The organism is Kitasatospora sp. NPDC088742, from assembly GCF_055584905.1.
In genome coordinates this window covers 1-24530 of record NZ_JBVJLD010000033.1, presented here as the reverse complement: position 1 = coordinate 24530, position 24530 = coordinate 1, and the positions used below count along the sequence as shown (strand labels likewise).

The following is a 24530-nucleotide window of genomic DNA, read 5'->3' as shown; positions in this document are numbered from 1 at the left end:
TCCGTCGACTAAGTCGACGAGCGGCTTAGAAGTCGAGCCCGGCCTCGCGGGCCGCGTCCGCCAGGGCGGCGATGCGGCCGGCGTACCGGTTGCCCGCGCGGTCGAAGACGACCGACTCGATGCCGGCGGCCTTGGCGCGCTCGGCGACCAGGCTCCCGACCTTCTTGGCCAGCTCGGTCTTGTCGCCCTCGTTGCCCTTGATGGACACGTCGAGGGTGGACGCCGACGCCAGGGTGTGACCCTTGGCGTCGTCGATGACCTGGGCGACCATGTGACGGTTCGAGCGCGTCACGACGAGGCGCGGACGCACCTCGGTGCCGACGACGCGCTTGCGAACGCGGATCGCGCGGCGCTTGCGGGCAGCGTTCTTGTAGCCGTTGCCCTTGCCGATCTTGACAGAGACGGTCATGGCTTACTTACCACTCTTTCCGACCTTGCGGCGGATGACCTCGCCCGCGTACTTGACGCCCTTGGCCTTGTACGGGTCGGGCTTCCGCAGCTTGCGGATCTTCGCGGCGACCTCGCCGACCTTCTGCTTGTCGGTGCCGTCCACGTGGAACTTGGTGGGCGACTCGACGACGAAGGAGATGCCCTCCGGCGCCTCGACCAGGATGGGGTGGCTGTAGCCCAGCTGGAACTCCATGTCGGAGCCCTTCGCCAGGACACGGTAACCAACACCGCTGATCTCGAGCGACTTGCGGTAGCCCGCGGTCACGCCGGTGATCATGTTCGCCACCAGCGTGCGGGAAAGGCCGTGCAGGGCCTTCGACTGACGCTCGTCGTTCGGGCGGGTGACGAGCAGCGTGCCGTCCTCGCCCTTGCCGATCTCGATCGGCTCGGCGACAACGTGGGTGAGGGAGCCCTTGGGGCCCTTCACCGAGACCGCCTGGCCATCGATGGTGACGTCCACGCCGGCGGGAACCGGGATGGGCAGCCGTCCAATGCGAGACATTGCTGTACCTCCGTTTCCCGAATTACCAGACGTAGGCGAGAACTTCTCCGCCTACGCCCTTCTTGGCGGCCTGCTTGTCCGTGAGGAGACCCGAGGACGTGGAGATGATCGCCACGCCCAGGCCGCCGAGGACCTTCGGCAGGTTGGTGGACTTTGCGTAAACGCGCAGACCCGGCTTGCTGATGCGCTTGATGCCGGCGATGGAGCGCTCACGGTTGGGGCCGAACTTGAGCTCGATGGTCAGCTTCTTGCTGACCTCGCCCTCAACCGGCTCCTCAACCTTGTAGGAGGAGATGTACCCCTCCTGCTGCAGGATCTCGGCGACGTGCGCCTTGAGCTTGCTGGCCGGCATCGCCACGGTGTCGTGGTACGCCGAGTTCGCGTTACGCAGACGCGTGAGCATGTCTGCGATGGGGTCGGTCATGGTCATGATGGCCTCAGGCCTCTCTCGCCGTGGTTTCTCCGCACCAGGTCCCCTTGCCGCACTCCGGAGAGTGCGGCAAGGGCACAGGCGCAGGGGACCTGCGACGTAGTAAGACTGGGTGCGAGCCCTCTCAGAGAGGGTCGCGGACAGCACACAACTGACCGCGACAGGGGGCCCGACCCCACTACCTTACGGGATCCCGTACGGCTCCCCCAAAACGGGGGTGCGTGGGGTCGGGCACACTGCTGATTCGCAGGGAACCTAGAGCCTGGGTTACCAGGAGCTCTTGGTCACGCCCGGCAGCTCGCCGCGGTGCGCCATCTCACGGAGGCACACACGGCAGAGGCCGAACTTGCGGTAGACAGAGTGCGGACGACCGCAACGCTGGCACCGGGTGTAGGCCCGCACGCCGAACTTCGGCTTACGCTCGGCCTTCGCGATGAGGGACTTCTTCGCCATTGGCTCACGCCTCCTTGAACGGGAAGCCCAGTGCGCGCAGGAGCGCACGGCCCTCGTCGTCGTTCTGAGCGGTGGTCACGACGGTGATGTCCATACCGCGCTGACGGTCGACCTTGTCCTGGTCGATCTCGTGGAACATGACCTGCTCGGTCAGACCGAAGGTGTAGTTGCCACGGCCGTCGAACTGCTTCGGCGAGAGGCCGCGGAAGTCACGGATACGCGGCAGGGCCAGCGACACCAGACGGTCCACGAACTCCCACATGCGGTCACCACGGAGGGTGACGTGGGTGCCGATCGGCTGGCCCTCACGCAGCTTGAACTGCGCGATGGACTTACGAGCCTTCGTCACCGCCGGCTTCTGGCCGGTGATGGCGGTGAGGTCGCGGATCGCGCCCTCGATCAGCTTGCTGTCACGGGCAGCCTCGCCGACACCCATGTTGACCACGACCTTGACCAGGCCGGGGATCAGCATGACGTTCTCGTACTTGAACTGCTCCTGCAGCTGGCCCTTCACCTCGGAGTTGTAACGCTCCTTGAGGCGGGGGGTCACCTTCTCAACAGTCGTCTCAGACATCAGATGTCCTCACCGGTTCGCTTGGCAACGCGGATCTTGTTGCCCTCGTCATCGAAGCGGTAGCCAACTCGGGTGACGACCTTCTTGCCGTCCTTCTCCACGACCAGCTGGACGTTGGAGACGTGCACCGGGGCCTCGACGGTGACGATGCCACCCTGAGTGCCCGGGCCCGGCTTGGTGTGCTTCTTGACCCGGTTCACACCCTCGACCAGGACCTTGTTGGTAGCGGGGATGGCCTGGATGACCTTGCCCTGCTTGCCCTTGTCCTTGCCGGTGATGACCTGAACCAGGTCACCCTTCTTGATCTTCATGCTGTTCGCCATGGGTTAGAGCACCTCCGGCGCCAGCGAGATGATCTTCATGAACTTCTTGTCGCGCAGCTCGCGGCCCACCGGGCCGAAGATGCGGGTACCGCGGGGGTCACCATCGGTGTTCTTCAGAACGACCGCGGCGTTCTCGTCGAAGCGGATGTACGAGCCATCCGGACGGCGACGCGACTTGACGGTACGGACGACGACGCACTTGACGACGTCACCCTTCTTCACCGAACCGCCGGGGATCGCGTCCTTGACGGTGGCGACGATGACGTCCCCGATACCGGCGTAGCGGCGACCGGAACCACCGAGAACACGGATGCAAAGGATTTCCTTGGCACCAGTGTTGTCGGCGACACGCAGTCGCGACTCCTGCTGGATCACAGCTTTCTCCTGATCGTCAACGAAGGTCGACGGGCCGGCCGCTGCTCACCCGGTCGTCTTGCGACACCGGGCACATACGGCCGTACCACATCGGCTTCGTTACTTGGCCTTCTCGAGGATCTCGACGACGCGCCAGCGCTTCGTCGCGGACAGCGGGCGGGTCTCCATGAGGAGGACCCGGTCGCCGATGCCGCAGGCGTTGGCCTCGTCGTGCGCCTTCAGCTTGTTCGTACGGCGGATGACCTTGCCGTACAGCGCGTGCTTGACGCGGTCCTCGACGGCGACGACGACGGTCTTGTCCATCTTGTCGCTGACGACGAGACCCTCACGGGTCTTGCGGAAGCTGCGCGTCTCGTTGGTGTTCTCAGTCATCAGGCGCTCTCCACCGTCTCGATGCCCAGCTCGCGCTCGCGCATCAGGGTGTAGATCCGCGCGATGTCCTTACGGACGAGCTTGAGCCGTCCGTGGTTGTCGAGCTGCCCGGTCGCCGCCTGGAAGCGGAGGTTGAACAGCTCCTCCTTGGCCTCGCGGAGCTTCGCAACGAGACCCTCGTTGTCCAGCTCGCGCAGCTCAGCAGCCTTGGTGCCGGCCGACATCAGCTCTCACCTGCCTCGCGCCGGACAATCCGGCACTTCATCGGGAGCTTGTGAGCAGCGCGGGTGAGCGCCTCACGAGCAATCTTCTCGTTCGGGTAGGACAACTCGAACATGATCCGACCCGGGTGAACGTTGGCGATCCACCACTCCGGAGAACCCTTACCGGAACCCATGCGGGTCTCGGCGGGCTTCTTGGTGAGCGGACGGTCCGGGTAGATGTTGATCCAGACCTTGCCGCCACGCTTGATGTGACGGGTGACGGCGATACGAGCGGACTCGATCTGCCGGTTCGTCACGTAGGCGGGGGTGACCGCCTGGATGCCGTACTCGCCGAACGCGAGCTCGGTGCCACCCTTCGCAGCGCCGCGGCGCTTCGGGTGGTGCTGCTTGCGGTGCTTGACCCGACGGGGGATCAGCATGTCGGTCAGGCCTCCGTTCCGGTGCTCTCGACGGCCGGCGCCTCGGCGGTCACCGCGGCCGGAGCCTCGGTGTTCGCGGGACGACGACCGCCACGGGCGCCACCGCGCTCGCCGCCACGGCCACCGCGCTCGCCGCCACGCGCGGGGCGGGCGTCGTTGCGGGCCGGACGGTTGCCCGAGCGGGCAGCAGCGTTCTCAGCGCGGACCTCGGCGATGTTCTTGACGTCGCCCTTGTAGATCCAGACCTTCACGCCGATGCGGCCGAAGGTCGTCTTGGCCTCGAAGAAGCCGTAGTCGACGTTCGCGCGAAGGGTGTGCAGCGGCACACGACCCTCGCGGTAGAACTCCGAACGGCTCATCTCGGCGCCGCCGAGACGACCGGAGCACTGGACCTTGATGCCCTTGGCGCCCGACTTCATGGTGCCCTGCATGCTCTTGCGCATGGCACGACGGAAGGAGACGCGCGAGGACAGCTGCTCCGCGACGCCCTGAGCCACGAGCTGGGCGTCCAGCTCGGGGTTCTTGACCTCGAGGATGTTCAGCTGGACCTGCTTGCCGGTCAGCTTCTCGAGGTCGCCGCGGATGCGGTCGGCCTCGGTGCCACGGCGACCGATGACGATGCCGGGGCGAGCGGTGTGGATGTCAACGCGGACGCGGTCGCGGGTGCGCTCGATCTCGACCTTGGAGATGCCGGCGCGCTCCATGCCCTTCGTCATCATGCGACGAATGGCGACGTCTTCCTTGACGTAGTCCTTGTACAGCTTGTCGGCGTACCAGCGGGACTTGAAGTCCGTGCTGATGCCGAGACGGAACCCGTGCGGGTTAACCTTCTGGCCCATTACCGGGTCCCTTCCTTGCTGCTGACGACCACGGTGATGTGGCTGGTCCGCTTGCGGATCCGGTAGGCACGGCCCTGGGCACGCGGACGGAACCGCTTCAGGGTCGGGCCCTCGTCAACGTACGCCTCGCTGATGACGAGGTCGTCCACGTTGGAGTGGTTGTAGTTGTGCGCGGCGTTGGCGATGGCGCTGTTGAGCACCTTGCCGACCGGCACGGTGGCAGCCTGCGGAGCGAAACGCAGGACCGCCTGGGCCTCCGTGGCACTCATGCCACGGATGAGGTCCACCACGCGGCGGGCCTTCATGGGCGTGACGCGGATGTACCGCGCCTGGGCCCTGGCTTCCATGGTTGTCCCCTTAATGGAGTAAGTCACTTGAGTCGTGCTGGCGCTGAAGCTCGCGGAGCGACTAGCGGCGCTTCGACTTGCGGTCGTCCTTCACGTGCCCCTTGAAGGTGCGCGTGGGGGCGAACTCGCCGAGCTTGTGGCCGACCATCGACTCGGTGACGAACACCGGGACGTGCTTGCGGCCGTCGTGCACCGCGATCGTGTGACCGAGCATGCTCGGGGCGATCACGGAGCGGCGGGACCAGGTCTTGATGACGTTCTGGGTGCCCGCCTCGTTCTGCACGTCCACCTTCTTGAGAAGGTGGCCGTCGATGAAGGGGCCCTTCTTGAGACTGCGCGGCATCTGACCTGCTCCTAGCGCTTCTTGTTGGTCTTGCGGCGGCGCACGATGAGCTTGTCCGACGCCTTGTTCGGGCGACGGGTACGGCCCTCGGGCTTACCCCACGGCGAGACCGGGTGGCGACCACCGGAGGTCTTACCCTCACCACCACCGTGCGGGTGGTCGATCGGGTTCATGGCCACACCACGCACGGTCGGGCGGACGCCCTTCCAGCGCATACGGCCGGCCTTGCCCCAGTTGATGTTCGACTGCTCGGCGTTGCCGACCTCGCCGACCGTCGCGCGGCAACGCGCGTCGACCAGGCGGATCTCACCGGAGGGCATGCGCAGGTGCGCCATCTTGCCCTCACGCGCCAGCAGCTGGATGCCGGAACCGGCGGAGCGGGCCATCTTGGCACCGCCACCGGGACGCAGCTCCACCGCGTGGATGGTGGTACCGACCGGGATGTTGCGCAGCGGCAGGTTGTTGCCCGGCTTGATGTCGGCCGCGGGGCCGTTCTCGACCCGGTCACCCTGGGCGATGCCGCGCGGGGCGATGATGTAGCGCTTCTCGCCGTCCGCGTAGTGCAGGAGCGCGATGCGCGCGGTGCGGTTGGGGTCGTACTCGATGTGAGCGACCTTGGCCGGCACGCCGTCCTTGTCGTGACGACGGAAGTCGATCACACGGTAGGCGCGCTTGTGACCGCCACCCTGGTGGCGAGCGGTGATACGACCGGCGTTGTTACGGCCGCCCTTGCTGTGCAGCGGGCGAACCAGCGACTTCTCCGGCGTGGACCGCGTGATCTCGACGAAGTCGGCCACGCTGGAGCCACGACGGCCCGGCGTAGTCGGCTTGTACTTGCGGATACCCATTTTCGTCCTCGTCCTTAACGACGATCCGAGTCCTCCGTCAGGAGGTCGGACCACCGAAGATGTCGATACGGTTGCCCTCAGCCAGCGTCACGATGGCGCGCTTGGTGTCCTTGCGCTTGCCAAAGCCCGTCTTGGAGCGCTTGCGCTTGCCCTGACGGTTGAGCGTGTTGACGGACTCGACCTTGACCGAGAAGACCGCCTCGACGGCCTGCTTGATCTGGGTCTTGTTGGCACCGGGCGACACGACGAACGTGTACTTGTTCTCGTCGAGGAGCGAGTAGCTCTTCTCCGAGATGACCGGCTTCACCAGGACGTCACGGGGGTCCGTGAACGTCTTGCTCGTGATCTCTGCAGCCATCAGGCGGCGCTCCCTTCGAGCTCGCCCTCAGCAGCCACAGCCTTGGCGGACGCGGCCGGACCGGCCACGAAACGCTCGAAGGCGGCCTGGGTGAAGACCACGTCGTCGGAGACGAGCACGTCGTAGGTGTTCAGCTGACCCGCGTCCAGGATGTGCACGTTCGGCAGGTTGCGAGCGGACTTGATGCCCAGCTCGTCCTCGCGCTCGACGACCAGGAGGACGTTCTTGCGCTCGGAGATCTTGCCGAACAGACCCTTGGCGGCCTTGGTCGACGGGGCCTCGACCGCGACCACGTCGGTGATGACGTGGATGCGGCTGTGACGGGCCCGGTCGGTGAGCGCGCTGCGCAGGGCGGCGGCGATCATCTTCTTCGGGGTCCGCTGCGAGTAGTCACGCGGCTGCGGGCCGTGGACAACGCCACCGCCGACGAACTGCGGAGCGCGGGTCGAGCCCTGACGGGCGCGGCCGGTGCCCTTCTGGCGGTACGGCTTGCGGCCACCGCCTCGCACCTCGCCACGGGACTTGACCTTGTGGGTGCCCTGACGGGCCGCAGCGAGCTGCGCCACGACGACCTGGTGCATCAGCGGGACGCTGACCTTGGCGTCGAAGATCTCAGCAGGCAGCTCGAGGCTGCCGGCCTTGTCGCCCGAGGGCGACAGGATGTCAATGGTGCTCATATCCTCACAGCCCCTTCGCCGCAGTGCGGACGAGGACGAGGCCGCCGTTCGGACCCGGGATTGCGCCCTTGATGAGGAGCAGCCCCTTCTCCGCGTCAACGGCATGGACGGTCAGGTTCTGGGTGGTCACGCGCTCGTGGCCCATCCGGCCGGCCATCTTCATGCCCTTGAACACGCGACCCGGGGTGGCGCAGCCACCGATCGAGCCGGGCGAACGGTGCTTGCGCTGCACGCCGTGACCGGCGCCGAGGCCCCGGAAGTTGTGACGCTTCATGACACCGGCGAAGCCCTTGCCCTTGGAGGTGCCGGTCACGTCGACCTTGACACCCGCCTCGAACAGCTCAGCGGTGATCTCCTGGCCGAGGGTGTACTCGGAAGCATCCGCGGTGCGGAGCTCGACCAGGAAGCGGCGCGGGGTGACACCGGCCTTGGCGAAGTGGCCCGCGAGGGGCTTGTTCACCTTGCGGGGGTCGATCTCGCCGAAGCCGATCTGCACGGCGTCGTAGCCGGCAGCGCTGTCAGCGGTGTGAACCTGGGTCACGACATTCGGCCCGGCCTTGACGACGGTCACCGGAACGATCCGGTTGTTCTCGTCCCAGACCTGGGTCATGCCGAGCTTCTCGCCCAGGATGCCCTTAATCTGCTTTGCCATCTTCGTCGTGCCTCTCAGAGCTTGATCTCGATGTCGACGCCGGCCGGAAGGTCGAGGCGCATCAGCGAGTCAACGGTCTTCGGGGTCGGGTCGAGGATGTCGATCAGACGCTTGTGAGTGCGCATCTCGAAGTGCTCGCGCGAGTCCTTGTACTTGTGCGGCGAGCGGATGACGCAGTAAACGTTCTTCTCAGTGGGCAGCGGCACCGGGCCCGCGACCTGCGCACCAGTGCGAATGACGGTCTCGACGATCTTCTTCGCCGAGGAGTCAATCACCTCGTGGTCGTAGGCCTTGAGCCGGATGCGGATCTTCTGTCCCGCCATGGCTACTCAGTAGTCCTTTGTGTCGTCTGTCGCTTCTACGGCCGGACCCTGCCGGGTGGCTTGGTCCGGTGGCGCCCCCGGGTGGTTGCTTCTCCGACCCCCGCGCTCGGGCGTGTCGCCCTCTCGCTTACAAGAAACCGGGAAGGTCACGCCTTCTCGGTCTCGGTACATCGGGATCGGCGAGGTCTTGCACCCGCCAGGCGCCGGGTCGAGGCCCTGCCCACGCTTCCCGGAAGATTCCCGTACGTCCGCCCCGCAGCTGCCGCGGTGTCGACTACACACCACTACGCCCACATAAAGCACATGGGAATATGAACGGCCATCACGGGAACGACGAGTACTTGGGACTCGCTTCCAGTCCTCCCGGCGGGAGGCGCGCAGCATCGGCAACTCAACCGAGCAACTAGGACATCCTGCCACATTCGGCAGGCTGGATGCCAATCGGAGCAGCGCGTGATCCGCGCCACGCGCCCCCACGGGCACCAACTCGGGCTCACGGCACGGCAGTTCGGCCCTCGGTGGCCAATCGCGCCCAGGCCGCGGGTGCGACGGGCAGGAGCAGGCCGGCGGAGGCCCTGGAGGCCGCGTACGGAGGCTCCGGCGCCGGCCGTGCGCTCCGGGGGCCCAGGAGCCCTCGGCGAACGGCAGAGGGCCTGCCCTCCGTCCTCTTGGACGGGGAGCAGGCCCTCTGATGACCGAAGGTCAGATCGACAATTACTTGTTGATCTTGGTGACCTGGCCGGCGCCGACGGTGCGACCACCCTCACGGATGGCGAACTTGAGGCCCTCCTCCATGGCGATCGGCTGGATCAGCACGACCGTCATGGCGGTGTTGTCGCCCGGCATGACCATCTCGGTGCCCTCGGGGAGGGTCACGACGCCGGTCACGTCCGTGGTACGGAAGTAGAACTGCGGGCGGTAGTTGTTGAAGAACGGGGTGTGACGGCCACCCTCGTCCTTCGACAGGATGTACGACTGGGCCTCGAACTCGGTGTGCGGGGTGACCGAACCGGGCTTGATGATGACCTGGCCGCGCTCGACGTCCTCGCGCTTGATGCCACGGAGGAGCAGACCGACGTTCTCGCCCGCCTGGCCCTCGTCGAGCAGCTTGCGGAACATCTCGATGCCGGTGACCGTGGTGGTGGTCTTGGTCTCCTTGATGCCGATGATGTCGACAGTCTCGTTGACCTTGAGGACACCACGCTCGATGCGGCCGGTGACGACGGTGCCACGACCGGTGATCGTGAAGACGTCCTCGATCGGCATCAGGAACGGCTGGTCCACGGCACGGGCCGGGGTCGGGATGGCCTCGTCCACGGCCTCCATCAGGCCGAGGAGCTTCTGGCCCCACTCGGCGTCGCCCTCGAGCGCCTTCAGCGCCGAGACGCGGACGACCGGCAGGTCGTCGCCCGGGAAGTCGTACTCGGAGAGCAGCTCGCGGACCTCGAGCTCGACGAGCTCCAGGATCTCCTCGTCGTCCACCATGTCGGCCTTGTTCAGGGCGACGACGATGTAGGGGACGCCGACCTGGCGGGCCAGGAGGACGTGCTCCTTGGTCTGCGGCATCGGGCCGTCGGTGGCGGCGACGACGAGGATCGCACCGTCCATCTGGGCCGCACCGGTGATCATGTTCTTGATGTAGTCAGCGTGACCCGGGCAGTCGACGTGGGCGTAGTGACGCGCCTCGGTCTGGTACTCGACGTGCGCGATCGAGATGGTGATACCGCGCTGCCGCTCCTCCGGCGCCTTGTCGATCTGGTCGAACGGCGTGAAGGGGTTGATCTCCGGGTACGCGTCGTGCAGCACCTTGGTGATGGCCGCGGTAAGGGTCGTCTTACCGTGGTCAATGTGACCAATGGTGCCGATGTTGACGTGGGGCTTCGTCCGCTCGAACTTCGCCTTCGCCACTGCAGTCCTCCTGAGGACAGTTCTGTACGCCGTGCTGACGTCAGTTGGTCTTTGATCGGGATTGGGTACGGGCTGCGCCCATGCCGTCCCGCGGGTGGGGGCCGGAGGGAACCTGGGGGAATCCGGGTGGATTCCCCCAGGTTCGCCTCCTAATAGCCTAAGGGGTTACGAACATCCCGATTGTCGGGACGTCACTCACCCTTGGCCTTGGCGATGATGTCGTCCGCCACGTTCCGCGGAACCTCGGCGTACGAGTCGAACTGCATCGAGTAGCTCGCGCGACCAGAGGTCTTGCTGCGCAGGTCACCGACGTAGCCGAACATCTCGGAGAGAGGCACCAGCGCCGAAACGACGCGGGCACCGTGACGCTCGTCCATGGACCGGATCTGGCCACGACGAGAGTTGATGTCGCCGATCACGTCGCCCATGTAGTCCTCGGGCGTGGTGACCTCGACGGCCATCATCGGCTCCAGCAGGGCCGGGCCGGCCTTGCGAGCACCCTCCTTGAACGCCATGGAACCGGCGATCTTGAAGGCGAGCTCGGAGGAGTCGACGTCGTGCGAGGCACCGTCGAGCAGGGTCACGCGGACACCCTGGAGCGGGTAGCCGGCGAGGACACCGAACTCCATGGCCTCCTGGCAGCCGGCGTCGACCGACGGGATGTACTCGCGCGGAACGCGGCCACCGGTGACCTTGTTCACGAACTCGTAGCCCTCGCCGGACTCGATCGGCTCGATCGCGATCTGGATCTTCGCGAACTGACCGGAGCCACCGGTCTGCTTCTTGTGCGTGTAGTCGATGCGCTCGACGGCCTTGCGGATCGTCTCGCGGTACGCGACCTGCGGCTTGCCGACGTTGGCCTCGACCTTGAACTCACGACGCATGCGGTCGACCAGCACCTCGAGGTGCAGCTCGCCCATGCCCGCGATGATGGTCTGGCCGGTCTCCTCGTCGGTGTTGACCTGGAAGGACGGGTCCTCCTCGGCCAGACGCTGGATGGCGACACCCAGCTTCTCCTGGTCGCCCTTGGACTTCGGCTCGATGGCCACGCGGATGACCGGGGCCGGGAAGTCCATGGACTCGAGGATGACCTGCTGCTTCTCGTCGCAGAGGGTCTCGCCGGTGGTGGTCTGCTTGAGACCCATCACGGCGATGATGTCGCCGGCGCCCACCGACTCGATCTCCTCACGCTTGTTCGCGTGCATGCGGTAGATCTTGCCGATGCGCTCCTTCTTGCCCTTGACGGAGTTCAGCACCGAGGTGCCGGACTCCAGGCGACCGGAGTACACGCGGACGAAGGTGAGCTTGCCCAGGTGCGGGTCCGACATGATCTTGAACGCCAGGGCGGCCAGCGGCTCATCGTCAGAGGCCTGACGGATGATCTTCTCGTCGCTGTTCGGCTTGGTGCCCTCGATGCCGTCGATGTCGAGCGGCGACGGGAGGTACTTGACGACCGCGTCGAGCAGGGGCTGGACGCCCTTGTTCTTGAACGCCGAGCCGCAGAAGATCGGAGTGAAGTCCGAGTTCAGCGTGCCCTTGCGGATCGCGGCGACCAGGATCTCCTCGGGGATGTCCTCGCCCTCGAGGGCGAGCTCCATCACCTCGTCGGAGACGTTGGAGACGGTGTCGATGAGCGCCTCGCGGTACTCAGCGGCCTTCTCCGCCAGGTCGGCCGGGATGTCGACGGTGTCGTACATCTCGCCCTTGGGGGCGTCCGCGGACCAGACCAGCGCCTTCATCTTCACCAGGTCGACGACGCCGGCGAAGTCGCCCTCGGCACCGATCGGCAGCTGCATGACCAGCGGGGTGGCGCCGAGGCGGTCCACGATGGTCTGCACGCAGAAGTAGAAGTCCGCGCCCGTGCGGTCCAGCTTGTTGATGAAGCAGATGCGCGGGACGCCGTAACGGTCGGCCTGACGCCACACCGTCTCGGACTGGGGCTCCACACCGGCAACGCCGTCGAACACCGTCACGCCACCGTCGAGCACGCGGAGCGAACGCTCCACCTCGACGGTGAAGTCGACGTGACCCGGGGTGTCGATGATGTTGATGGTGTGGTCGCTGTCATCGAGCGTCCAGTGACAGGTCGTCGCGGCCGACGTGATCGTGATGCCGCGCTCCTGCTCCTGCTCCATCCAGTCCATGGTGGCAGCGCCATCGTGGACCTCACCGATCTTGTACGACACACCGGTGTAGAACAGGATCCGCTCGGTGGTGGTGGTCTTGCCCGCGTCGATGTGGGCCATGATCCCGATGTTCCGGGTCTTGGCCAGGTCAAGGGAGGTTGCAGCCATGGTGGCTCGTTCTCTCTCTGTCTAGTGACGGGGTTGGGACTACCAGCGGTAGTGCGCGAAGGCCTTGTTGGACTCGGCCATCTTGTGGGTGTCCTCGCGACGCTTCACGGAAGCACCGAGGCCGTTGGAGGCATCGAGGATCTCGTTGAGCAGACGCTCGGTCATGGTCTTCTCACGACGGGCGCGGGAGTACCCGACCAGCCAGCGAAGGGCCAGGGTGTTGGCGCGGCCCGGGCGAACCTCGACCGGCACCTGGTAGGTGGCGCCACCGACGCGGCGGGACTTCACCTCAAGGGTGGGCTTGACGTTCTCGAGCGCACGCTTGAGGGCGACCACGGGGTCGGCACCGGTCTTCTCACGGACGCCCTCGAGGGCGCCGTAGACGATCCGCTCGGCAGTGGAACGCTTGCCGTGGAGCAGGATCTTGTTGACCAGCGAGGTCACGAGCGGCGAGCCGTAGACCGGGTCGATGATGACCGGGCGCTTCGGGGCAGGACCCTTACGAGGCATTCTTACTTCTCCTTCTTGGCGCCGTAGCGGCTACGAGCCTGCTTGCGGTTCTTGACACCCTGGGTGTCGAGCGAGCCGCGGATGATCTTGTAGCGGACACCAGGAAGGTCCTTCACACGGCCACCGCGAACCAGCACGATGGAGTGCTCCTGCAGGTTGTGGCCCTCGCCCGGAATGTAGGCGGTGACCTCGATCCCGCTGGTGAGGCGCACACGGGCCACCTTGCGAAGCGCGGAGTTCGGCTTCTTCGGGGTGGTGGTGTACACACGCGTGCAAACACCGCGGCGCTGAGGGGAACCCTTCAGCGCGGGCGTCTTGTTCTTCTCGACCTTGTCCTGCCGGCCCTTTCGGACCAGCTGCTGGATCGTAGGCACCGTTTCTCCGTTTTCTGTGTGCCAAGGCTGCGTAAAACTAACCTGTGATGTCCTCAACTCTCCGACCCACGCGGTCGGGTGTGTTGAGCCTCGTTCGAGGAACGGAATCCATGGATGTGCAGTGACGGCGCTCACGGAGCGGTGAACCGCTCCGGCACTGCGGCCGGTCTGCTGGCACGCACAAGGACCCGGGGACACCCCAGGCACAAGGTCAGAGCGTACCTAGCGCATCCGCGCCGGTCAAAACAAATGCAACGCCGCAGCTCCGCCCGTGACCGAGCCGGTCACGGGCGGTGGCCGGGGCCGCACGGGTCAGGCCTAGGGCCTGTCTCCTTGGTGGGGTCGATGGGCGGGCGTCGTTGGAGTGCGTGCCTCGGCGGCGCCGAGAAGGGGGCACCTCCCGGCCGGAGGCTGGGATGCCGAAGGCTGGGTGGGGGCACCTCCCGGCCGGAGGCTGGGATGCCGAAGGCTGGGTGGGGGCACCTCCCGGCCGGAGGCTGGGGGAGAGTCCATGCGGAGCATCGGCGACTGACGAGAGCCGGCGAGGCACGCACTCCAACGACGCCCGCCAGGCCCCACCAAGGAGACAGGCCCTAGCCGGCCATGCCGATCAGCGCCAGCACCCAGAGCGACACCGCCATCCAGCCGAACACCAGGCCGGCGGTGGCCATCGCGTCGCCCTCCTCGCGGCTGCGCCGGATCTGACCCTTCGCCAGATGGCCGGTCACCAGGGCCGGCACGGCCGTCATCCCGAGGCTCGGCAGGCACAACAGTCCGAGCACCAGGGAGGTCACGGCCAGCGGGTTGGTCCTCGCCCGGGCCGGCGGGAAGTACGGCGGCGGCACCGGGGTGACCGCGACCATCGGCACCACCATCGGGGTCGGGGCCGGGCCGACCGGCAGGTCCGAGACCAGGTAGGCGAGTTGACCGTAGGTCTTGGCCCGCTGCACCGCCTCGAAGCGCTGGCCGTACTCGTCGGCGGAGAGCCGGCCCTCCGCGTACGCGGCCTTGAGTACGTCGACCGCCCGCTCGCGGTCGGTGTGGCCGGCCCGCATCCCCAGCTGGGCGTCCTGCTGGCCCGGCTGCTGCTGCGGGTACTGCGGACCCCATGGCTGGACGTTCATCAGTCCTCCTCCTGTCCCCCAGTCAGCATGACGAACGACACCGGCCGGCAGTTGCGGCTTCACCCGGACGGACCATGATCACTTCCCGCCGTTCGAAGGGTGCCGCCGGCCGGGGTTCCTCTGAAAAGCTGACGGTAGACCCGTACCTAGGAGTGCGCTCATGACACCTGCCGTCAGCATCCACGACCTGTGGAAGCGCTTCGGCGACCACACCGCCGTGGCCGGCCTCACCCTGGACCTGCCCGCCGGTTCCTTCATCGGACTGGTCGGCCCCAACGGGGCCGGCAAGACCACCACCCTCTCGATGGCCACCGGCCTGCTCCGCCCCGACCAGGGCACCGTGCTGGTGCACGGCGCCGACGTCTGGGCCGATCCGGTCAGCGTGAAGGCCCGGATCGGCATCCTGCCCGAGGGCCTGCGCATGTTCGAACGGCTCAGCGGCCGCGAGCTCCTCCAGTACAACGGGCGGCTGCGGGGGCTGCCCGGTGCCGAGGTGGACCGCCGCGCCGAGGAACTGCTCACCGTGCTGGACCTGCTGCCCGCCGCCGACAAGCTGGTGGCCGACTACTCCACCGGCATGCGGAAGAAGATCGGGCTGGCCTCCGCGCTGCTGCACAACCCGGACGTGCTCTTCCTGGACGAGCCCTTCGAGGGAGTCGACCCGGTCTCCGCGCAGACCATCCGCGGGGTGCTCAAGCGGTACGCCGCCAGCGGCTCCACCGTGGTCTTCTCCAGCCACGTGATGGAGCTGGTGGAGCAACTCTGCGACTGGGTCGCGGTGGTGAACGCGGGTCAGGTCATCGCCCAGGGCCCGCTGGACGCCGTCCGCGGCGAGCGCTCGCTGCACTCCGCCTTCCTGGAGCTGATCGGCGTCCGCGAGGAGGCCGGCGAGGGCCTGGACTGGCTGGGCGAAGCCCGGTGAGCGCCACCGTCACCCCGGACGCGGTGGTCGTCCGCACCCTCGTCCGGCTCAAGCTCCGGCTGCTCGCCAACGGGCTGAAGCGCAGCCGCGGCCGGCGGGCGCTGTACGTCATCGGCTCGCTGCTCGGCCTGGCCGTCACCGCGCTGATCGCCACCGCCTTCTCCTTCCTGCGCGGGCACTCCGGCGCGGGGGACGCCGCCGTGATGCTCACCACCTCGATGGTGATCGGCTGGGGCGCGCTCCCCCTCTTCCTGTTCAGCAGCGACGAGGCGGCCGACCCGACCCGGCTGACCATGCTGCCGCTGCGGCCCGCGGCGATGCTGCGCGGCACCCTGCTGGGCGCGCTGATCGGGCCCGGCCCGGTGATCGCGCTGGTGATGCTGAGCGGTGCGGCGGTGGCCGGCTCGGCGGGCGCGGTCTCGGTGCCGTTCGCCGTGGTGGGGGTGCCGCTGACCGTGCTCACCCTGGTGACGCTCTCCCGGGCGGTGGCGGCGGGCAACGCCAAGCTGCTCTCCAGCCGCCGGGGCAAGGACTTCGCCATCTTCGGCGGCCTGCTGTTCGCCCTGCTGATCCAGGTCGGCAACCTGGTCTCGCAGTCGGTCCTCGGCAAGCCCGGCGAGAAGGGGCTGGACCTCTCCCCGCTGGAGCCGTTCGCCGCCGTGCTGCGCTGGATCCCCCCGGTCGCCGCGCTGGACGCGGGCCGCACCGCCGGCGAGTCGGTGCCGCTGGCGCTGCTCCAGCTGGCCTCCACCGCCGCGCTGCTGGTGCTGCTGCTGCGCTGGTGGCGGCGGAGCCTGGTGGACCTGATGGTCACCGCGGACTCCTCCACCCTGATCACCACCCGTCAGGTCGGCCGCTCCACCCGGGACTTCTTCCCGGCGGGCCGGGTCGGCGCGGTGATGCAGCGTCACCTGCGGTACGCCTGGCGCGAGCCGCGGGCCAAGGCGGCCGTCTTCACCAGCATCGGCATGACGCTGGTGATGTGCGTGCTCTCGCTGGTGCAGGGCTGGGCCACGGTGTACCTGGTCTCCTTCACCGGGCTGATGCTCGGGCTGCAGATGGTCAACCTGTTCGGCATGGACGGCTCGGCGTTCTGGATGGTCTCGGCCACCCTGGCCACCCCGGCCGACGCCCGGGACGAGCTGCGCGGCCGCGCGTACGGGGTGCTCTCGTACGCGGTGCCGGTGACGCTGGTGCTCTCGCTGGTGCTGGCGGTGGCCACCGGGAAGTGGTCCGAGTGGCTGCCGGCCCTCGGCCTGGCGTTCGCCGGGCTCGGGGCCGGGGTGGGGGCCGGGGCGCTGCTCAGCGTGCTGGCCCCGTTCGCGCTGCCCGCCGACTCCAACCCGATGCGCAACGCCGCGCCGGGGCAGGGCGGCCTGGTGATCCTGAACACCTTCGGCTCGATGCTCCTGGCCGCGCTGGTCGCCTCACCGGTCGCGCTGCTGCTGCTGGTGCTGCCCGAGTGGACGCTGCTGCCGGGCGGGCTGGTGTACGGCGGGCTCTTCGCCCTGCTCGGCACCCGGCTGGCCGCCGCCCGGCTGCTGGAGCGGCTGCCGGAGATCCTGGCGACGGCGATCGAGCGCTGAGCGGTACCTCTGGTGACGATGCCGGGGCGGCGCTGCCGCTCCGGCATCATTGCTGTGGTCCCCCCTTTTCCTTTCTTTGCGAGGCAGCTCCCCATGCCCCAGCAGTCCACCGCCGAAGCCCTGGTCGCGCAGGCCGTCGCCCAGGTGACGGGCGCCGAGCCGGGGCGGCTCGACCTCGCGCTCGACACCGGGGCCTCGCTGCTCGCCGCCGCCGACTGGTCCGAGGTCAGCCGGGCCCTGGTGGCCCAGGCCGAACGGACCGTCAGCCGCGCCTGGACGGTCGGCTGGCGCCCCGCCGACCTGGCCCGGGTCGTCCGCCGCGAGCTCGGCCCCGTCCACCAGCAGCTCGGGATCGACCTGATCGCCGCCGAGCAGCGCAGGCACCCGGCCGCCGCGCTGGACCGGCGCTGGCACGAGCAGCTGCGCGAACTCGCCACCGAGGTGTGGTGGGACGGCGACGGCGGCTACCTCGCGGAGTACGCCGCCAAGCACCGGCTGGACCGCTTCGCGCTGGCCACCGCGGCGCTGGAACTGATCAGGCTCTGGTCGCTGCTGCCCCCCGTGACGCCGGTCGGCCCCGCGCCGGGCGCCGCCGGGCCGGTGGAGCACCGGATGACCGGGCCGGTGCCCGGTGAGCCCAAGATGCTGTCCCGGATCCGGGCGCTGCTGGCCAAGGCCGAGTCCACCGAGTACCCGGAGGAGGCGGAGGCGCTCACCGCGAAGGCGCAGCAGCTGATCGCCCAGCACAGCATCGACGAGGCGCTGCTGACGGCCGGTCAGGCCTCGTCGAGCACCCCGGGCGCGGTGCGGATCGGGGTGGACAACCCGTACGAGAGCCCCAAGGCGATGCTGCTGGACGCGGTGGCGACGGCCAACCGGTGCCGGACGGTGTGGGCCAAGGAGTTCGGCTTCTGCACGGTGATCGGCTTCGACTCCGACCTGGACGCGGTGGAGCTGCTCTACACCTCGCTGCTGGTGCAGGCCACCGCCGCCATGCAGCGGGCCGGCAGCCGGCACCACAAGGAAGGCGCCGCCCGCACCAAGTCCTTCCGGCAGTCCTTCCTGATCGCCTACGCCGCGCGGATCCGCGAACGGCTCGCCACCGCCACGGCCGAGGCGGTCGCCGGGCACCGGGTCGGCGAGGACGGGACCGTGACGGAGCGGCCGGTGCAGGACGAGCGGCTGCTCCCCGCCCTGGCGGCCCGCGAGGAGGCGGTGGACCACACGGTCGACCGGATGTTCCCGCGGCTGACGTCGCAGCGGGTCCGGGTCTCCAACGCGGACGGCTGGTACGAGGGCCGCGCGGCGGCGGACCGCGCGGCCCTCGGCGGACGCTCGGGGTCGATCTCTCGGTAGTGGTCACACCAGGGGCGCGGGGAACTGCGCGCGGGGGAACGGCGGCACGTGCGACTGGCTCGACTGCCCCGATCTCACGCTGGTCCGCCTTCCGATTCGCGCAGTTCCCCGCGCCCCTGGTGTGACCACCTGCCCTCGCGGCCCCCGGCGAGGGTCAGCGCTTGGTGGAGTCGACGATGACCGGGGTGCCGTTGGTGCCGCAGGGGCTGGCGTAGACGGGGTTCTTCTCGGCGGCGGCCTTGAAGGCCTCGATGCACTGGCTGAGCAGGATCTTGTCGGTCAGCGAGTTGGCGAGCAGCTGGTTGGCGTTGGCCTGGGCCTCGGCCTCGATCTTCTTCTTCTCGGCCTCGGCCTTGGCGGTGGCGACGGAGGCCTGGGCCTGGGCGGTGGCCTGGTCCTGCTGGATCTTGGCCTCGATGGCCTTCTGCAGGGAGTCGCTGGGCTTGACGTTGCGCAGGTTGACGCCGTTGACGACGACGCCGCGCGGGGTGAGCCGCTCGACCACGAGCCGGTCGATCTCGGAGCTGATGGCCTCGCGCTTGGAGCTGTAGCCCTCGACGTTGGTGTAGCGGGCGAAGACGTTGCGGATGATCTCGCGGCTGTCGGAGTAGACCAGCCGCTGCTGCACGGCGCTCTCGCTGCCGGCCAGCTTGTAGAGGTCGACGGCGTGCTTGGGGTCGATGGACCACTTCAGCGTGACGTCGGCGTAGAGGACGCCGCCCTCGGAGGAGCGGACCTCGACGGTGGTGTCGCCGGTGAGGTTGAGGTCGACCGGGCGGGTGGAGAAGGTGGTGACGTCGGTGAGCGGGGACTTGAGGTGGAGGCCGGGCTGCCAGGCGGAGCCGACCTTGCCGAGGGTGGTGGGGACGCCGACCTCGGTCGGCTCGACCACGTGGACGAAGGTGGTCAGGCCGAGGCCCAGGCCGAGCAGCACCGAGGCCAGGCCGCCGAAGACCGAGGCCCGGCCGTCGAAGACCCCGCGCCGGCGGAGCACGAACAGCACCACGCCGACGACCAGCAGGATGACGGATATCAGCAGCATGGCCGCAGCCTAGGGACGTAGTGATCACCCTGACAGTGCGTCACCCAGTGTTCGCCGAAACGTGGCCCTGTGTTCAGTCCCAGAGGGCGCCGAAGGCCAGCAACTCCTCGCGGTACTCGATCCGTTGGACCCAGTCGGCCGGCCAGGCGGCCAGGCCGTGGCGGGCACCGGCGAAGGCGCCGGCCAGGCAGGCGATCGAGTCGGAGTCGCCTCCGGAGACGGCGCCGCGCCGGACCGCCGCGACCGGGTCGTCGGGGAAGAGCAGGAAGCAGAGCAGGCCGGTACCGAAGGCCTCCTCGGCGATCCAGCCCTCGCCGGTGACGGCGCACGGGTCGCCCTCCGGCTCGGGGTGGGCGAGCGCCGCGTCCAGCCGGTCGAGCTGGTGCAGGCACTCGTCCCAGCCGCGCCGGGCGAAGTGCTCCGGGAAGGGGTCCTGGGCGCGTTCGGCCAGGTCGCCGAGCCAGAGCGCGTCGTAGCCGCGCTCCCGGGCGGCCAGCGCGTACTCCCGCAGCAGGCCGGGGAGTTCGGCCGGGGCGGCGCCGTTCACCAGCAGGTGGACGGTGTGCGCGGTGAGGTCGCTGGCGGCCAGGGCGGTGGGGTGGCCGTGGGTGAGGCCGGACTGGAGCTGCGCGGCGCCGGAGCGCTGGCGGTCCGTCAGGCCGGGGACCAGGCCGACCGGGGCGACCCGCATGTTGGCGCCGCAGCCCTTGGAGCCGACGTCACTGGCCTGCTGCCAGGTGGTGTCGGGCTTCCGCAGGCGGTTGCAGGACTGCAGGCAGGTCCGGCCGGGGGCGCGGTTGTTGTCCGGGTCGTGGTACCAGTGCACGAACTCCTCGCGGACCCGGTTGGCCAGCCGCAGCGGGGCGAGCGGGCCGCGCTCCAGCGCGGCCCGCAGGCCGGCGGCCAGGGCCAGCGTCATCTGGGTGTCGTCGGTCACCAACGCCCGCCCGGGGAGCGGTAGTTCACGCCAGGGCGCGCCGCGCAGCAGGTCCTCGTACTCCTCGAACTCGGCGTCCTTGCCGATCGCGTCGCCGATCGCCAGGCCCACCATGGTGCCGCTCGCCCGCCGCATGTCCCCGCCCCCTAGATCTCGACCAGCAGCTCTTCCAGCCCCCGGATCACGTACCCGGGCCGCCAGCGCGGCTCGGTGACCAGCCGCAGGCCGGGCGCCCGTCGCAGCAGTGCCCCGTACGACTCGATCAGCTCCAGTCTGGCCAAGGGGGCGCCCAGACAGAAGTGGATTCCGGCGCCGAAGGTGATGTGCGCGTTGTCGGCGCGGCCGAGGTCGAGCCGGTCGGGGTCGGGGAAGCGCTCGGGGTCGCGGTTGGCGGAGCCGAACAGCAGGGCGATCTCGGCGCCGCGCGGGATCGTGACGGCGCCGAGCTCGATCTCGTCCAGGACCCAGCGCTCGAACATCTGGAGCGGGGTGTCCCAGCGCATCAACTCCTCGACGGCGGTGGGCAGCAGGGCCTCCGGCTCGGCGCGCAGCCGGGCCAGCTCGGCCTCGTTGCGGAACAGCGCCCACCAGCCGTTGCCGGTGGTGTTGACGGTGGCCTCGTGGCCGGCGTTGAGCAGCAGGACGCAGGTGGAGACCATCTCCTGCTCGGTCAGCGCGTCGCCGCCGTCGGCGGCCGCGACCAGGGCGCTGATCAGGTCCTCGCCGGGCTCGGCGCGGCGGGCCCGGATCAGGCCGCGCAGGTACTCGGAGAACTCGGTGCTCGCGGTGACCGCCCGGCGGGCGGTCTCGTCGGAGGGGTTGAGCTCGAACATCGCGGTGATGTCGGCCGACCACGGGCGCAGCAGCTGCCGGTCCTCGGCCGGGAAGCCGAGCATCTCGGCGATCACAGCGACCGGCAGCGGCTCGGCCACCGTCGCGATCAGGTCCCCGCCGCCGTCCCGGAGCAGCCCGTCGACCAGTTCGCCGGCCAGCTTCTCCACGGTGGGCCGCAGCCCGGCCACCATCCGCGGGGTGAAGGCCTTGGAGACCAGCCGCCGGATCCGGGTGTGGTCGGTGCCCTCCAGGTCGAGCAGACCGTGCTCGTTGAGGGTGTGGAACGCCTCGTGCGCCGGATCCGGCTCCGGGCGGCCGAACTCGGCGTGGCTGAACCGGTGGGTGTAGGTGCGGCCGAGCCGGCGGTCCCGCAGCAGCGCGTTGACGTCGGCGTACCGGGAGACCAGCCACTGCCCGCTGGGCTCGTGGAAGACCACCGGCGCCTCGGCGCGCAGCCGCGCGTACGCCTCGTAGGGGTGCGCGACGAACTCCGGTGACCACGGGTCGTACGCGGCGGTGACGTCCTGCTCGGCCATGCTGGTGCCCTCCCTGACTGTGCGGGGAGGGCCCATCGTACGCAGACCGCCGGACGGGCCGTCAGGCGGCCAGCAGGCGTTCGACCAGGGCGGGCAGGGCGGTGGAGATCGGCTCGCGGATCACCTCGTGGGCCAGCTCGTCGTACGGGGTGGGCTCGCCGTTCACCACGATCAGCCGGGCCCCGTTCATCACCGCCACCTCGGCCAGCCCGGCGGCCGGGTGGACCTGGAGGCTGGTGCCGATCGCGACGAACACCTCGCAGGCGATCGAGACGGTCTCGGCCTGGTCCAGCACCTTGGTGTCCAGGCTCTCGCCGAACATCACGGTGCAGGGCCGCAGGATGCCGCCGCAGACCAGGCAGGCCGGGTCCGGCTCGCCGGCCTCGACCCGGGCCAGCGCCCCGGTCATCGGGCCGCGGTCGCCGCAGGAGGCGCAGCGCACGTCCCGGGCGGTGCCGTGCAGTTCGAGCACCTTGCGCGGGGTCTGCCCGGCGGCCTGGTGCAGGCCGTCGACGTTCTGGGTGAGCACCCGCATCGGCACTCCGGCGCGCTCCAGCCCGACCAGGGCGCGGTGGCCCGCGTTCGGCTCGGCGTTCAGCGCCCCGGCGTCGCGGCGCATCAGCCAGGCCCGGCGGCGGATCTCGGTGTCGGCGAGGTAGGGGCCGATGGTGACCAACTGCTGGGCGCTCGGGTCGCGCTGCCAGAGGCCCTGGGGGCCCCGGTAGTCGGGGATGCCGGAGTCGGTGGAGATCCCTGCTCCGGTGAGGACGGCGGTGAGCGGGCGCTTGATGGTCATGCGCGTGACGTTACGGCCCGTCAGACCCCGGCCGCGAGCGGGTTTCCAGCGGCTACGGTGAGACGGTGAACAGTGCAGCGGCCCTGGTGAAGTGGTTGACCCGGCGCACCCCGGAGGAGCTGACGCTCCTGCTGGAGCGGCGCGGCCTGCCGCACGGAGGCACCGGCTCCGCCGATCCGCGGCAGCTGGCCGGGCTGCTGCTCACCGCCCCCTCGGTACGGCTGGCCCTGACCGGGCTGGACCGGGCGCAGCTCCAGGTGCTGGCCGCCGTGGCCGTCCTCGCCGAGCGCCGGTACGGGCCGGTCGCCGACGCCGCCGGGCCGGTGCTGACCGGCTTCGCGGGCCGCCGCCCGGGCGGGTGGGCCGCGACGGAGGACCTGGAACCGTCCGACCGGGCCGTGGAGCGGGCCGAACTCGCCGCCGCGCTGGGTCAGTTCGGCGAACGGGCACTGCCGTTGCTCGACGGCCTGGCCGAGCGTGCGCTGCTGCTGCCGCACGGGAAGCTGCTGGTCGTGCCGGCCGTGCTGCACCGGCCGTCCGGCGGCCTGCTCGGGTACGGGCGCCCGGCCGAGGTGCTGTACTCCGAGGCCTACCTGGCGGCCGAAGTCCGTTCGGTGGAGGACACGTTGGGGCTCGGCCCGGCGCGCAGCCGGGAGGAGGCGCAGCGGGACGTCGTGGCACTGCTGCGGGATCCGGCCGCCGTACGGGAGCTGGTCGCCGGGGCGCCGCCGGAGACGGCCCGGCTGCTGGCCTCGCTGGCCGCACCGGCGCTCGGCTCACCTCGGCTGAGCAGCGGGCACTTCCGCTCGAAGGACCCCGGCCCGTTCACCAGGTACCACTTCCCGCCGGTCGGTTCCGGCGATCCGGCGGTGGCCTGGGCGGCGGCGCGGGGCCTGCTGGCGCCGGCGGGGCCGGGCCTCGTCGAGCTGCCGTACGAGGTGGGGCTGGCGCTGCGCGACCCGTCGCAGCCGCTGCCCTTCGACCCGGACCCGCCGGCCGTGGCCCCGGGGGCGGGCGCGGAGGCGGCACTGGCGGGGGCGGCGCTGACGGGTACGGCGCTGGCGGGTGCGGCGCTGACGGAGGCTCAGGCCGCCGCGACCGCCACCGCCTCCCGGGTGGAGGTCCTGCTGCGGGCGGTCGCCGCCCGGCCGCTGACGCTCCGCAAGGCGGGCGGCATCGCCGTCCGGGACACCGCCCGGCTGGCGAAGGAGACCGGCGCCGGGGAGGTACGGACCCGCCTGTGGCTGGACCTCGCCGCCAACGCCGGGCTGCTCGCCCCGCACCTGGAGCAGCCCGCCGCGCCGGTCCGACGAGGACGGCGGCCCGCACCCGCACCGGCGGCGCAGCTGCTGCCGACCGCGCGGTACGACGCCTGGCTGGCCGCCTCCCCCGCCGACCGGCTGCTGCCGCTGATCGCGGCCTGGACGGTCACGCCGGAGGTCTTCGGCCGCGAGCACGGCGGCCCGGAGGTCGCCCTGACGACGCCTCAGGACCGGACGGCCGTACCGCTCCGCCGCAGCCTGCTCGCCGCACTGGCCGCCGCCGCAGGGGACCGCTCGGGGGACCAAGGCGACAGCCCCGGGGGCGCGGGGAACTGCGCGCAGCGGGAGGAGACGACCGGTGTGCCGGGCGCGGAGACCCACTTGCAAGTGAACGTCCGTACCCGGCACACGGGTCCGCCTGTTCCGCCGCGCGCGGTTCCCCGCGCCCCCGGTATCGCCGATCTCGTGGAGGCGGCCGCCTGGTTCGCCCCGCTGGAGGTCGAACTCTCCACCGCCACGACGGACTCCGCCCGGGCCACG

The 24530-nt window shown here is 69.5% G+C and carries 30 protein-coding genes and 1 pseudogene; 4 read left to right on the top strand and 27 right to left on the bottom strand.

Features of this window, described 5'->3' with window-relative positions; all coding sequences use genetic code 11:
* Positions 1-25 precede the first annotated feature (25 nt).
* The 23 genes from rplR to ACZ6ZR_RS24240 all read right to left on the bottom strand — a co-directional run bounded on the left by rplR (position 26) and on the right by ACZ6ZR_RS24240 (position 14719).
* Positions 26-409, bottom strand: coding sequence for a 50S ribosomal protein L18 (gene rplR / locus ACZ6ZR_RS24350; RefSeq protein ID WP_345286219.1), 384 nt, complete (start codon positions 407-409; stop codon positions 26-28).
* Positions 410-412: 3 nt separating this feature from the next.
* On the bottom strand, positions 413-952 hold the full coding sequence (rplF, locus tag ACZ6ZR_RS24345) for a 50S ribosomal protein L6 (protein ID WP_465645559.1): 540 nt from the start codon (positions 950-952) through the stop codon (positions 413-415).
* 22 nt (positions 953-974) lie between these two features.
* Positions 975-1382: a 30S ribosomal protein S8 gene (gene rpsH / locus ACZ6ZR_RS24340; protein WP_345286223.1), complete on the bottom strand. Its 408-nt coding sequence runs from the start codon at positions 1380-1382 to the stop codon at positions 975-977.
* A 267-nt stretch (positions 1383-1649) separates the two neighbouring features.
* Positions 1650-1835, bottom strand: coding sequence for a type Z 30S ribosomal protein S14 (locus ACZ6ZR_RS24335; protein ID WP_030393303.1), 186 nt, complete (start codon positions 1833-1835; stop codon positions 1650-1652).
* A gap of 4 nt (positions 1836-1839) precedes the next feature.
* Positions 1840-2409, bottom strand: a complete 570-nt coding sequence (gene rplE, locus ACZ6ZR_RS24330) for a 50S ribosomal protein L5 (protein ID WP_465645557.1) — start codon at positions 2407-2409, stop codon at positions 1840-1842.
* Positions 2409-2720: a 50S ribosomal protein L24 gene (gene rplX, locus ACZ6ZR_RS24325; protein WP_465645663.1), complete on the bottom strand. Its 312-nt coding sequence runs from the start codon at positions 2718-2720 to the stop codon at positions 2409-2411. Before rplX ends, rplE begins: the two co-directional genes overlap by 1 nt.
* Before the next feature lie 15 nt (positions 2721-2735).
* Positions 2736-3107 carry a 50S ribosomal protein L14 gene (gene rplN, locus ACZ6ZR_RS24320; protein ID WP_030393301.1) on the bottom strand — a complete coding sequence of 124 codons (372 nt, stop codon included), beginning with the start codon at positions 3105-3107 and terminating at the stop codon, positions 2736-2738.
* A gap of 99 nt (positions 3108-3206) precedes the next feature.
* Positions 3207-3479, bottom strand: coding sequence for a 30S ribosomal protein S17 (gene rpsQ / locus ACZ6ZR_RS24315; RefSeq protein WP_345286229.1), 273 nt, complete (start codon positions 3477-3479; stop codon positions 3207-3209).
* On the bottom strand, positions 3479-3703 hold the full coding sequence (gene rpmC / locus ACZ6ZR_RS24310; RefSeq protein ID WP_030393300.1) for a 50S ribosomal protein L29: 225 nt from the start codon (positions 3701-3703) through the stop codon (positions 3479-3481). Before rpmC ends, rpsQ begins: the two co-directional genes overlap by 1 nt.
* Positions 3703-4122, bottom strand: a complete 420-nt coding sequence (gene rplP / locus ACZ6ZR_RS24305; protein WP_184918570.1) for a 50S ribosomal protein L16 — start codon at positions 4120-4122, stop codon at positions 3703-3705. Before rplP ends, rpmC begins: the two co-directional genes overlap by 1 nt.
* A gap of 5 nt (positions 4123-4127) precedes the next feature.
* Positions 4128-4961, bottom strand: a complete 834-nt coding sequence (rpsC, locus tag ACZ6ZR_RS24300) for a 30S ribosomal protein S3 (protein ID WP_402295216.1) — start codon at positions 4959-4961, stop codon at positions 4128-4130.
* Entirely contained in the window at positions 4961-5308 is a 348-nt protein-coding gene (gene rplV, locus ACZ6ZR_RS24295; RefSeq protein WP_057231334.1) for a 50S ribosomal protein L22, read from the bottom strand. The genes rpsC and rplV overlap by 1 nt, the downstream gene beginning before the upstream one ends.
* 61 nt (positions 5309-5369) lie before the next feature.
* Positions 5370-5651 carry a 30S ribosomal protein S19 gene (gene rpsS, locus ACZ6ZR_RS24290; RefSeq protein WP_465645554.1) on the bottom strand — a complete coding sequence of 94 codons (282 nt, stop codon included), beginning with the start codon at positions 5649-5651 and terminating at the stop codon, positions 5370-5372.
* An 11-nt stretch (positions 5652-5662) separates the two neighbouring features.
* Positions 5663-6499 carry a 50S ribosomal protein L2 gene (gene rplB / locus ACZ6ZR_RS24285; protein WP_465645552.1) on the bottom strand — a complete coding sequence of 279 codons (837 nt, stop codon included), beginning with the start codon at positions 6497-6499 and terminating at the stop codon, positions 5663-5665.
* Positions 6500-6536: 37 nt separating this feature from the next.
* A complete protein-coding gene (gene rplW / locus ACZ6ZR_RS24280) occupies positions 6537-6857 on the bottom strand; it encodes a 50S ribosomal protein L23 (RefSeq protein ID WP_030393296.1) in 321 nt (106 codons plus the stop codon).
* Positions 6857-7534: a 50S ribosomal protein L4 gene (rplD, locus tag ACZ6ZR_RS24275; RefSeq protein WP_465645550.1), complete on the bottom strand. Its 678-nt coding sequence runs from the start codon at positions 7532-7534 to the stop codon at positions 6857-6859. Before rplD ends, rplW begins: the two co-directional genes overlap by 1 nt.
* A 4-nt stretch (positions 7535-7538) precedes the next feature.
* Positions 7539-8186, bottom strand: a complete 648-nt coding sequence (rplC, locus tag ACZ6ZR_RS24270; protein WP_465645548.1) for a 50S ribosomal protein L3 — start codon at positions 8184-8186, stop codon at positions 7539-7541.
* A 14-nt stretch (positions 8187-8200) separates the two neighbouring features.
* Positions 8201-8509 (bottom strand): 30S ribosomal protein S10, encoded by a 309-nt coding sequence (rpsJ, locus tag ACZ6ZR_RS24265; RefSeq protein ID WP_012785157.1) that lies wholly within the window; start codon positions 8507-8509, stop codon positions 8201-8203.
* 714 nt (positions 8510-9223) lie between these two features.
* Positions 9224-10417 (bottom strand): elongation factor Tu, encoded by a 1194-nt coding sequence (gene tuf, locus ACZ6ZR_RS24260; RefSeq protein ID WP_465645547.1) that lies wholly within the window; start codon positions 10415-10417, stop codon positions 9224-9226.
* Positions 10418-10608: 191 nt separating this feature from the next.
* Positions 10609-12711, bottom strand: coding sequence for an elongation factor G (gene fusA, locus ACZ6ZR_RS24255; protein WP_465645545.1), 2103 nt, complete (start codon positions 12709-12711; stop codon positions 10609-10611).
* A gap of 39 nt (positions 12712-12750) precedes the next feature.
* Positions 12751-13221 (bottom strand): 30S ribosomal protein S7, encoded by a 471-nt coding sequence (gene rpsG, locus ACZ6ZR_RS24250; protein ID WP_030457432.1) that lies wholly within the window; start codon positions 13219-13221, stop codon positions 12751-12753.
* Between the two features lie 2 nt (positions 13222-13223).
* The gene (gene rpsL, locus ACZ6ZR_RS24245; RefSeq protein WP_014144289.1) at positions 13224-13595 is read right to left on the bottom strand and encodes a 30S ribosomal protein S12; all 372 of its coding nucleotides are present in this window, start codon (positions 13593-13595) and stop codon (positions 13224-13226) included.
* Between the two features lie 593 nt (positions 13596-14188).
* The gene (locus ACZ6ZR_RS24240) at positions 14189-14719 is read right to left on the bottom strand and encodes a DUF1707 and DUF4190 domain-containing protein (RefSeq protein WP_465645543.1); all 531 of its coding nucleotides are present in this window, start codon (positions 14717-14719) and stop codon (positions 14189-14191) included.
* Between the two features lie 160 nt (positions 14720-14879).
* Between ACZ6ZR_RS24240 and ACZ6ZR_RS24235 the strand changes: the two genes are divergently transcribed.
* The 3 genes from ACZ6ZR_RS24235 (at position 14880) to ACZ6ZR_RS24225 (ending at position 18583) form a co-directional block, all read left to right on the top strand.
* Positions 14880-15641 carry an ABC transporter ATP-binding protein gene (locus ACZ6ZR_RS24235; protein ID WP_465645541.1) on the top strand — a complete coding sequence of 254 codons (762 nt, stop codon included), beginning with the start codon at positions 14880-14882 and terminating at the stop codon, positions 15639-15641.
* Complete coding sequence (locus tag ACZ6ZR_RS24230) at positions 15638-17227, top strand: transporter (RefSeq protein ID WP_465645539.1); 1590 nt, start codon at positions 15638-15640, stop codon at positions 17225-17227. The genes ACZ6ZR_RS24235 and ACZ6ZR_RS24230 overlap by 4 nt, the downstream gene beginning before the upstream one ends.
* A 93-nt stretch (positions 17228-17320) precedes the next feature.
* On the top strand, positions 17321-18583 hold the full coding sequence (locus ACZ6ZR_RS24225; RefSeq protein ID WP_465645537.1) for a DUF2786 domain-containing protein: 1263 nt from the start codon (positions 17321-17323) through the stop codon (positions 18581-18583).
* A 154-nt stretch (positions 18584-18737) separates the two neighbouring features.
* Here the strand turns inward: ACZ6ZR_RS24225 and ACZ6ZR_RS24220 are convergent, their stop codons facing one another.
* The 4 genes from ACZ6ZR_RS24220 to ACZ6ZR_RS24205 form a co-directional block, all read right to left on the bottom strand.
* Positions 18738-19625: a prohibitin family protein gene (locus ACZ6ZR_RS24220; RefSeq protein ID WP_465645535.1), complete on the bottom strand. Its 888-nt coding sequence runs from the start codon at positions 19623-19625 to the stop codon at positions 18738-18740.
* Between the two features lie 73 nt (positions 19626-19698).
* Positions 19699-20697, bottom strand: coding sequence for an ADP-ribosylglycohydrolase family protein (locus ACZ6ZR_RS24215; protein ID WP_465645533.1), 999 nt, complete (start codon positions 20695-20697; stop codon positions 19699-19701).
* A gap of 11 nt (positions 20698-20708) precedes the next feature.
* Positions 20709-21932 (bottom strand): cytochrome P450, encoded by a 1224-nt coding sequence (locus ACZ6ZR_RS24210; protein WP_465645531.1) that lies wholly within the window; start codon positions 21930-21932, stop codon positions 20709-20711.
* 61 nt (positions 21933-21993) lie between these two features.
* Complete coding sequence (locus tag ACZ6ZR_RS24205) at positions 21994-22728, bottom strand: SIR2 family NAD-dependent protein deacylase (RefSeq protein ID WP_465645529.1); 735 nt, start codon at positions 22726-22728, stop codon at positions 21994-21996.
* Positions 22729-22793: 65 nt separating this feature from the next.
* On the opposite strand from ACZ6ZR_RS24205, the pseudogene ACZ6ZR_RS24200 reads away from it, so the two are divergent.
* Positions 22794-24530, top strand: a pseudogene (locus ACZ6ZR_RS24200) (hypothetical protein); the annotation flags it as partial.

Excerpts from the sequence above, each read along its gene's own strand:
- rplR (WP_345286219.1), bottom strand. The coding sequence starts at position 409 with ATGACCGTCTCTGTCAAGATCGGCAAGGGCAACGGCTACAAGAACGCT.
- rplF (WP_465645559.1), bottom strand. The coding sequence starts at position 952 with ATGTCTCGCATTGGACGGCTGCCCATCCCGGTTCCCGCCGGCGTGGAC.
- rpsH (WP_345286223.1), bottom strand. The coding sequence starts at position 1,382 with ATGACCATGACCGACCCCATCGCAGACATGCTCACGCGTCTGCGTAAC.
- ACZ6ZR_RS24335 (WP_030393303.1), bottom strand. The coding sequence starts at position 1,835 with ATGGCGAAGAAGTCCCTCATCGCGAAGGCCGAGCGTAAGCCGAAGTTC.
- rplE (WP_465645557.1), bottom strand. The coding sequence starts at position 2,409 with ATGTCTGAGACGACTGTTGAGAAGGTGACCCCCCGCCTCAAGGAGCGT.
- rplX (WP_465645663.1), bottom strand. The coding sequence starts at position 2,720 with ATGAAGATCAAGAAGGGTGACCTGGTTCAGGTCATCACCGGCAAGGAC.
- rpsQ (WP_345286229.1), bottom strand. The coding sequence starts at position 3,479 with ATGACTGAGAACACCAACGAGACGCGCAGCTTCCGCAAGACCCGTGAG.
- rpmC (WP_030393300.1), bottom strand. The coding sequence starts at position 3,703 with ATGTCGGCCGGCACCAAGGCTGCTGAGCTGCGCGAGCTGGACAACGAG.
- rplP (WP_184918570.1), bottom strand. The coding sequence starts at position 4,122 with ATGCTGATCCCCCGTCGGGTCAAGCACCGCAAGCAGCACCACCCGAAG.
- rpsC (WP_402295216.1), bottom strand. The coding sequence starts at position 4,961 with ATGGGCCAGAAGGTTAACCCGCACGGGTTCCGTCTCGGCATCAGCACG.
- rplV (WP_057231334.1), bottom strand. The coding sequence starts at position 5,308 with ATGGAAGCCAGGGCCCAGGCGCGGTACATCCGCGTCACGCCCATGAAG.
- rpsS (WP_465645554.1), bottom strand. The coding sequence starts at position 5,651 with ATGCCGCGCAGTCTCAAGAAGGGCCCCTTCATCGACGGCCACCTTCTC.
- rplB (WP_465645552.1), bottom strand. The coding sequence starts at position 6,499 with ATGGGTATCCGCAAGTACAAGCCGACTACGCCGGGCCGTCGTGGCTCC.
- rplW (WP_030393296.1), bottom strand. The coding sequence starts at position 6,857 with ATGGCTGCAGAGATCACGAGCAAGACGTTCACGGACCCCCGTGACGTC.
- rplD (WP_465645550.1), bottom strand. The coding sequence starts at position 7,534 with ATGAGCACCATTGACATCCTGTCGCCCTCGGGCGACAAGGCCGGCAGC.
- rplC (WP_465645548.1), bottom strand. The coding sequence starts at position 8,186 with ATGGCAAAGCAGATTAAGGGCATCCTGGGCGAGAAGCTCGGCATGACC.
- rpsJ (WP_012785157.1), bottom strand. The coding sequence starts at position 8,509 with ATGGCGGGACAGAAGATCCGCATCCGGCTCAAGGCCTACGACCACGAG.
- fusA (WP_465645545.1), bottom strand. The coding sequence starts at position 12,711 with ATGGCTGCAACCTCCCTTGACCTGGCCAAGACCCGGAACATCGGGATC.
- rpsG (WP_030457432.1), bottom strand. The coding sequence starts at position 13,221 with ATGCCTCGTAAGGGTCCTGCCCCGAAGCGCCCGGTCATCATCGACCCG.
- ACZ6ZR_RS24240 (WP_465645543.1), bottom strand. The coding sequence starts at position 14,719 with ATGAACGTCCAGCCATGGGGTCCGCAGTACCCGCAGCAGCAGCCGGGC.
- ACZ6ZR_RS24235 (WP_465645541.1), top strand. The coding sequence starts at position 14,880 with ATGACACCTGCCGTCAGCATCCACGACCTGTGGAAGCGCTTCGGCGAC.
- ACZ6ZR_RS24225 (WP_465645537.1), top strand. The coding sequence starts at position 17,321 with ATGCCCCAGCAGTCCACCGCCGAAGCCCTGGTCGCGCAGGCCGTCGCC.
- ACZ6ZR_RS24220 (WP_465645535.1), bottom strand. The coding sequence starts at position 19,625 with ATGCTGCTGATATCCGTCATCCTGCTGGTCGTCGGCGTGGTGCTGTTC.
- ACZ6ZR_RS24215 (WP_465645533.1), bottom strand. The coding sequence starts at position 20,697 with ATGCGGCGGGCGAGCGGCACCATGGTGGGCCTGGCGATCGGCGACGCG.
- ACZ6ZR_RS24210 (WP_465645531.1), bottom strand. The coding sequence starts at position 21,932 with ATGGCCGAGCAGGACGTCACCGCCGCGTACGACCCGTGGTCACCGGAG.
- ACZ6ZR_RS24205 (WP_465645529.1), bottom strand. The coding sequence starts at position 22,728 with ATGACCATCAAGCGCCCGCTCACCGCCGTCCTCACCGGAGCAGGGATC.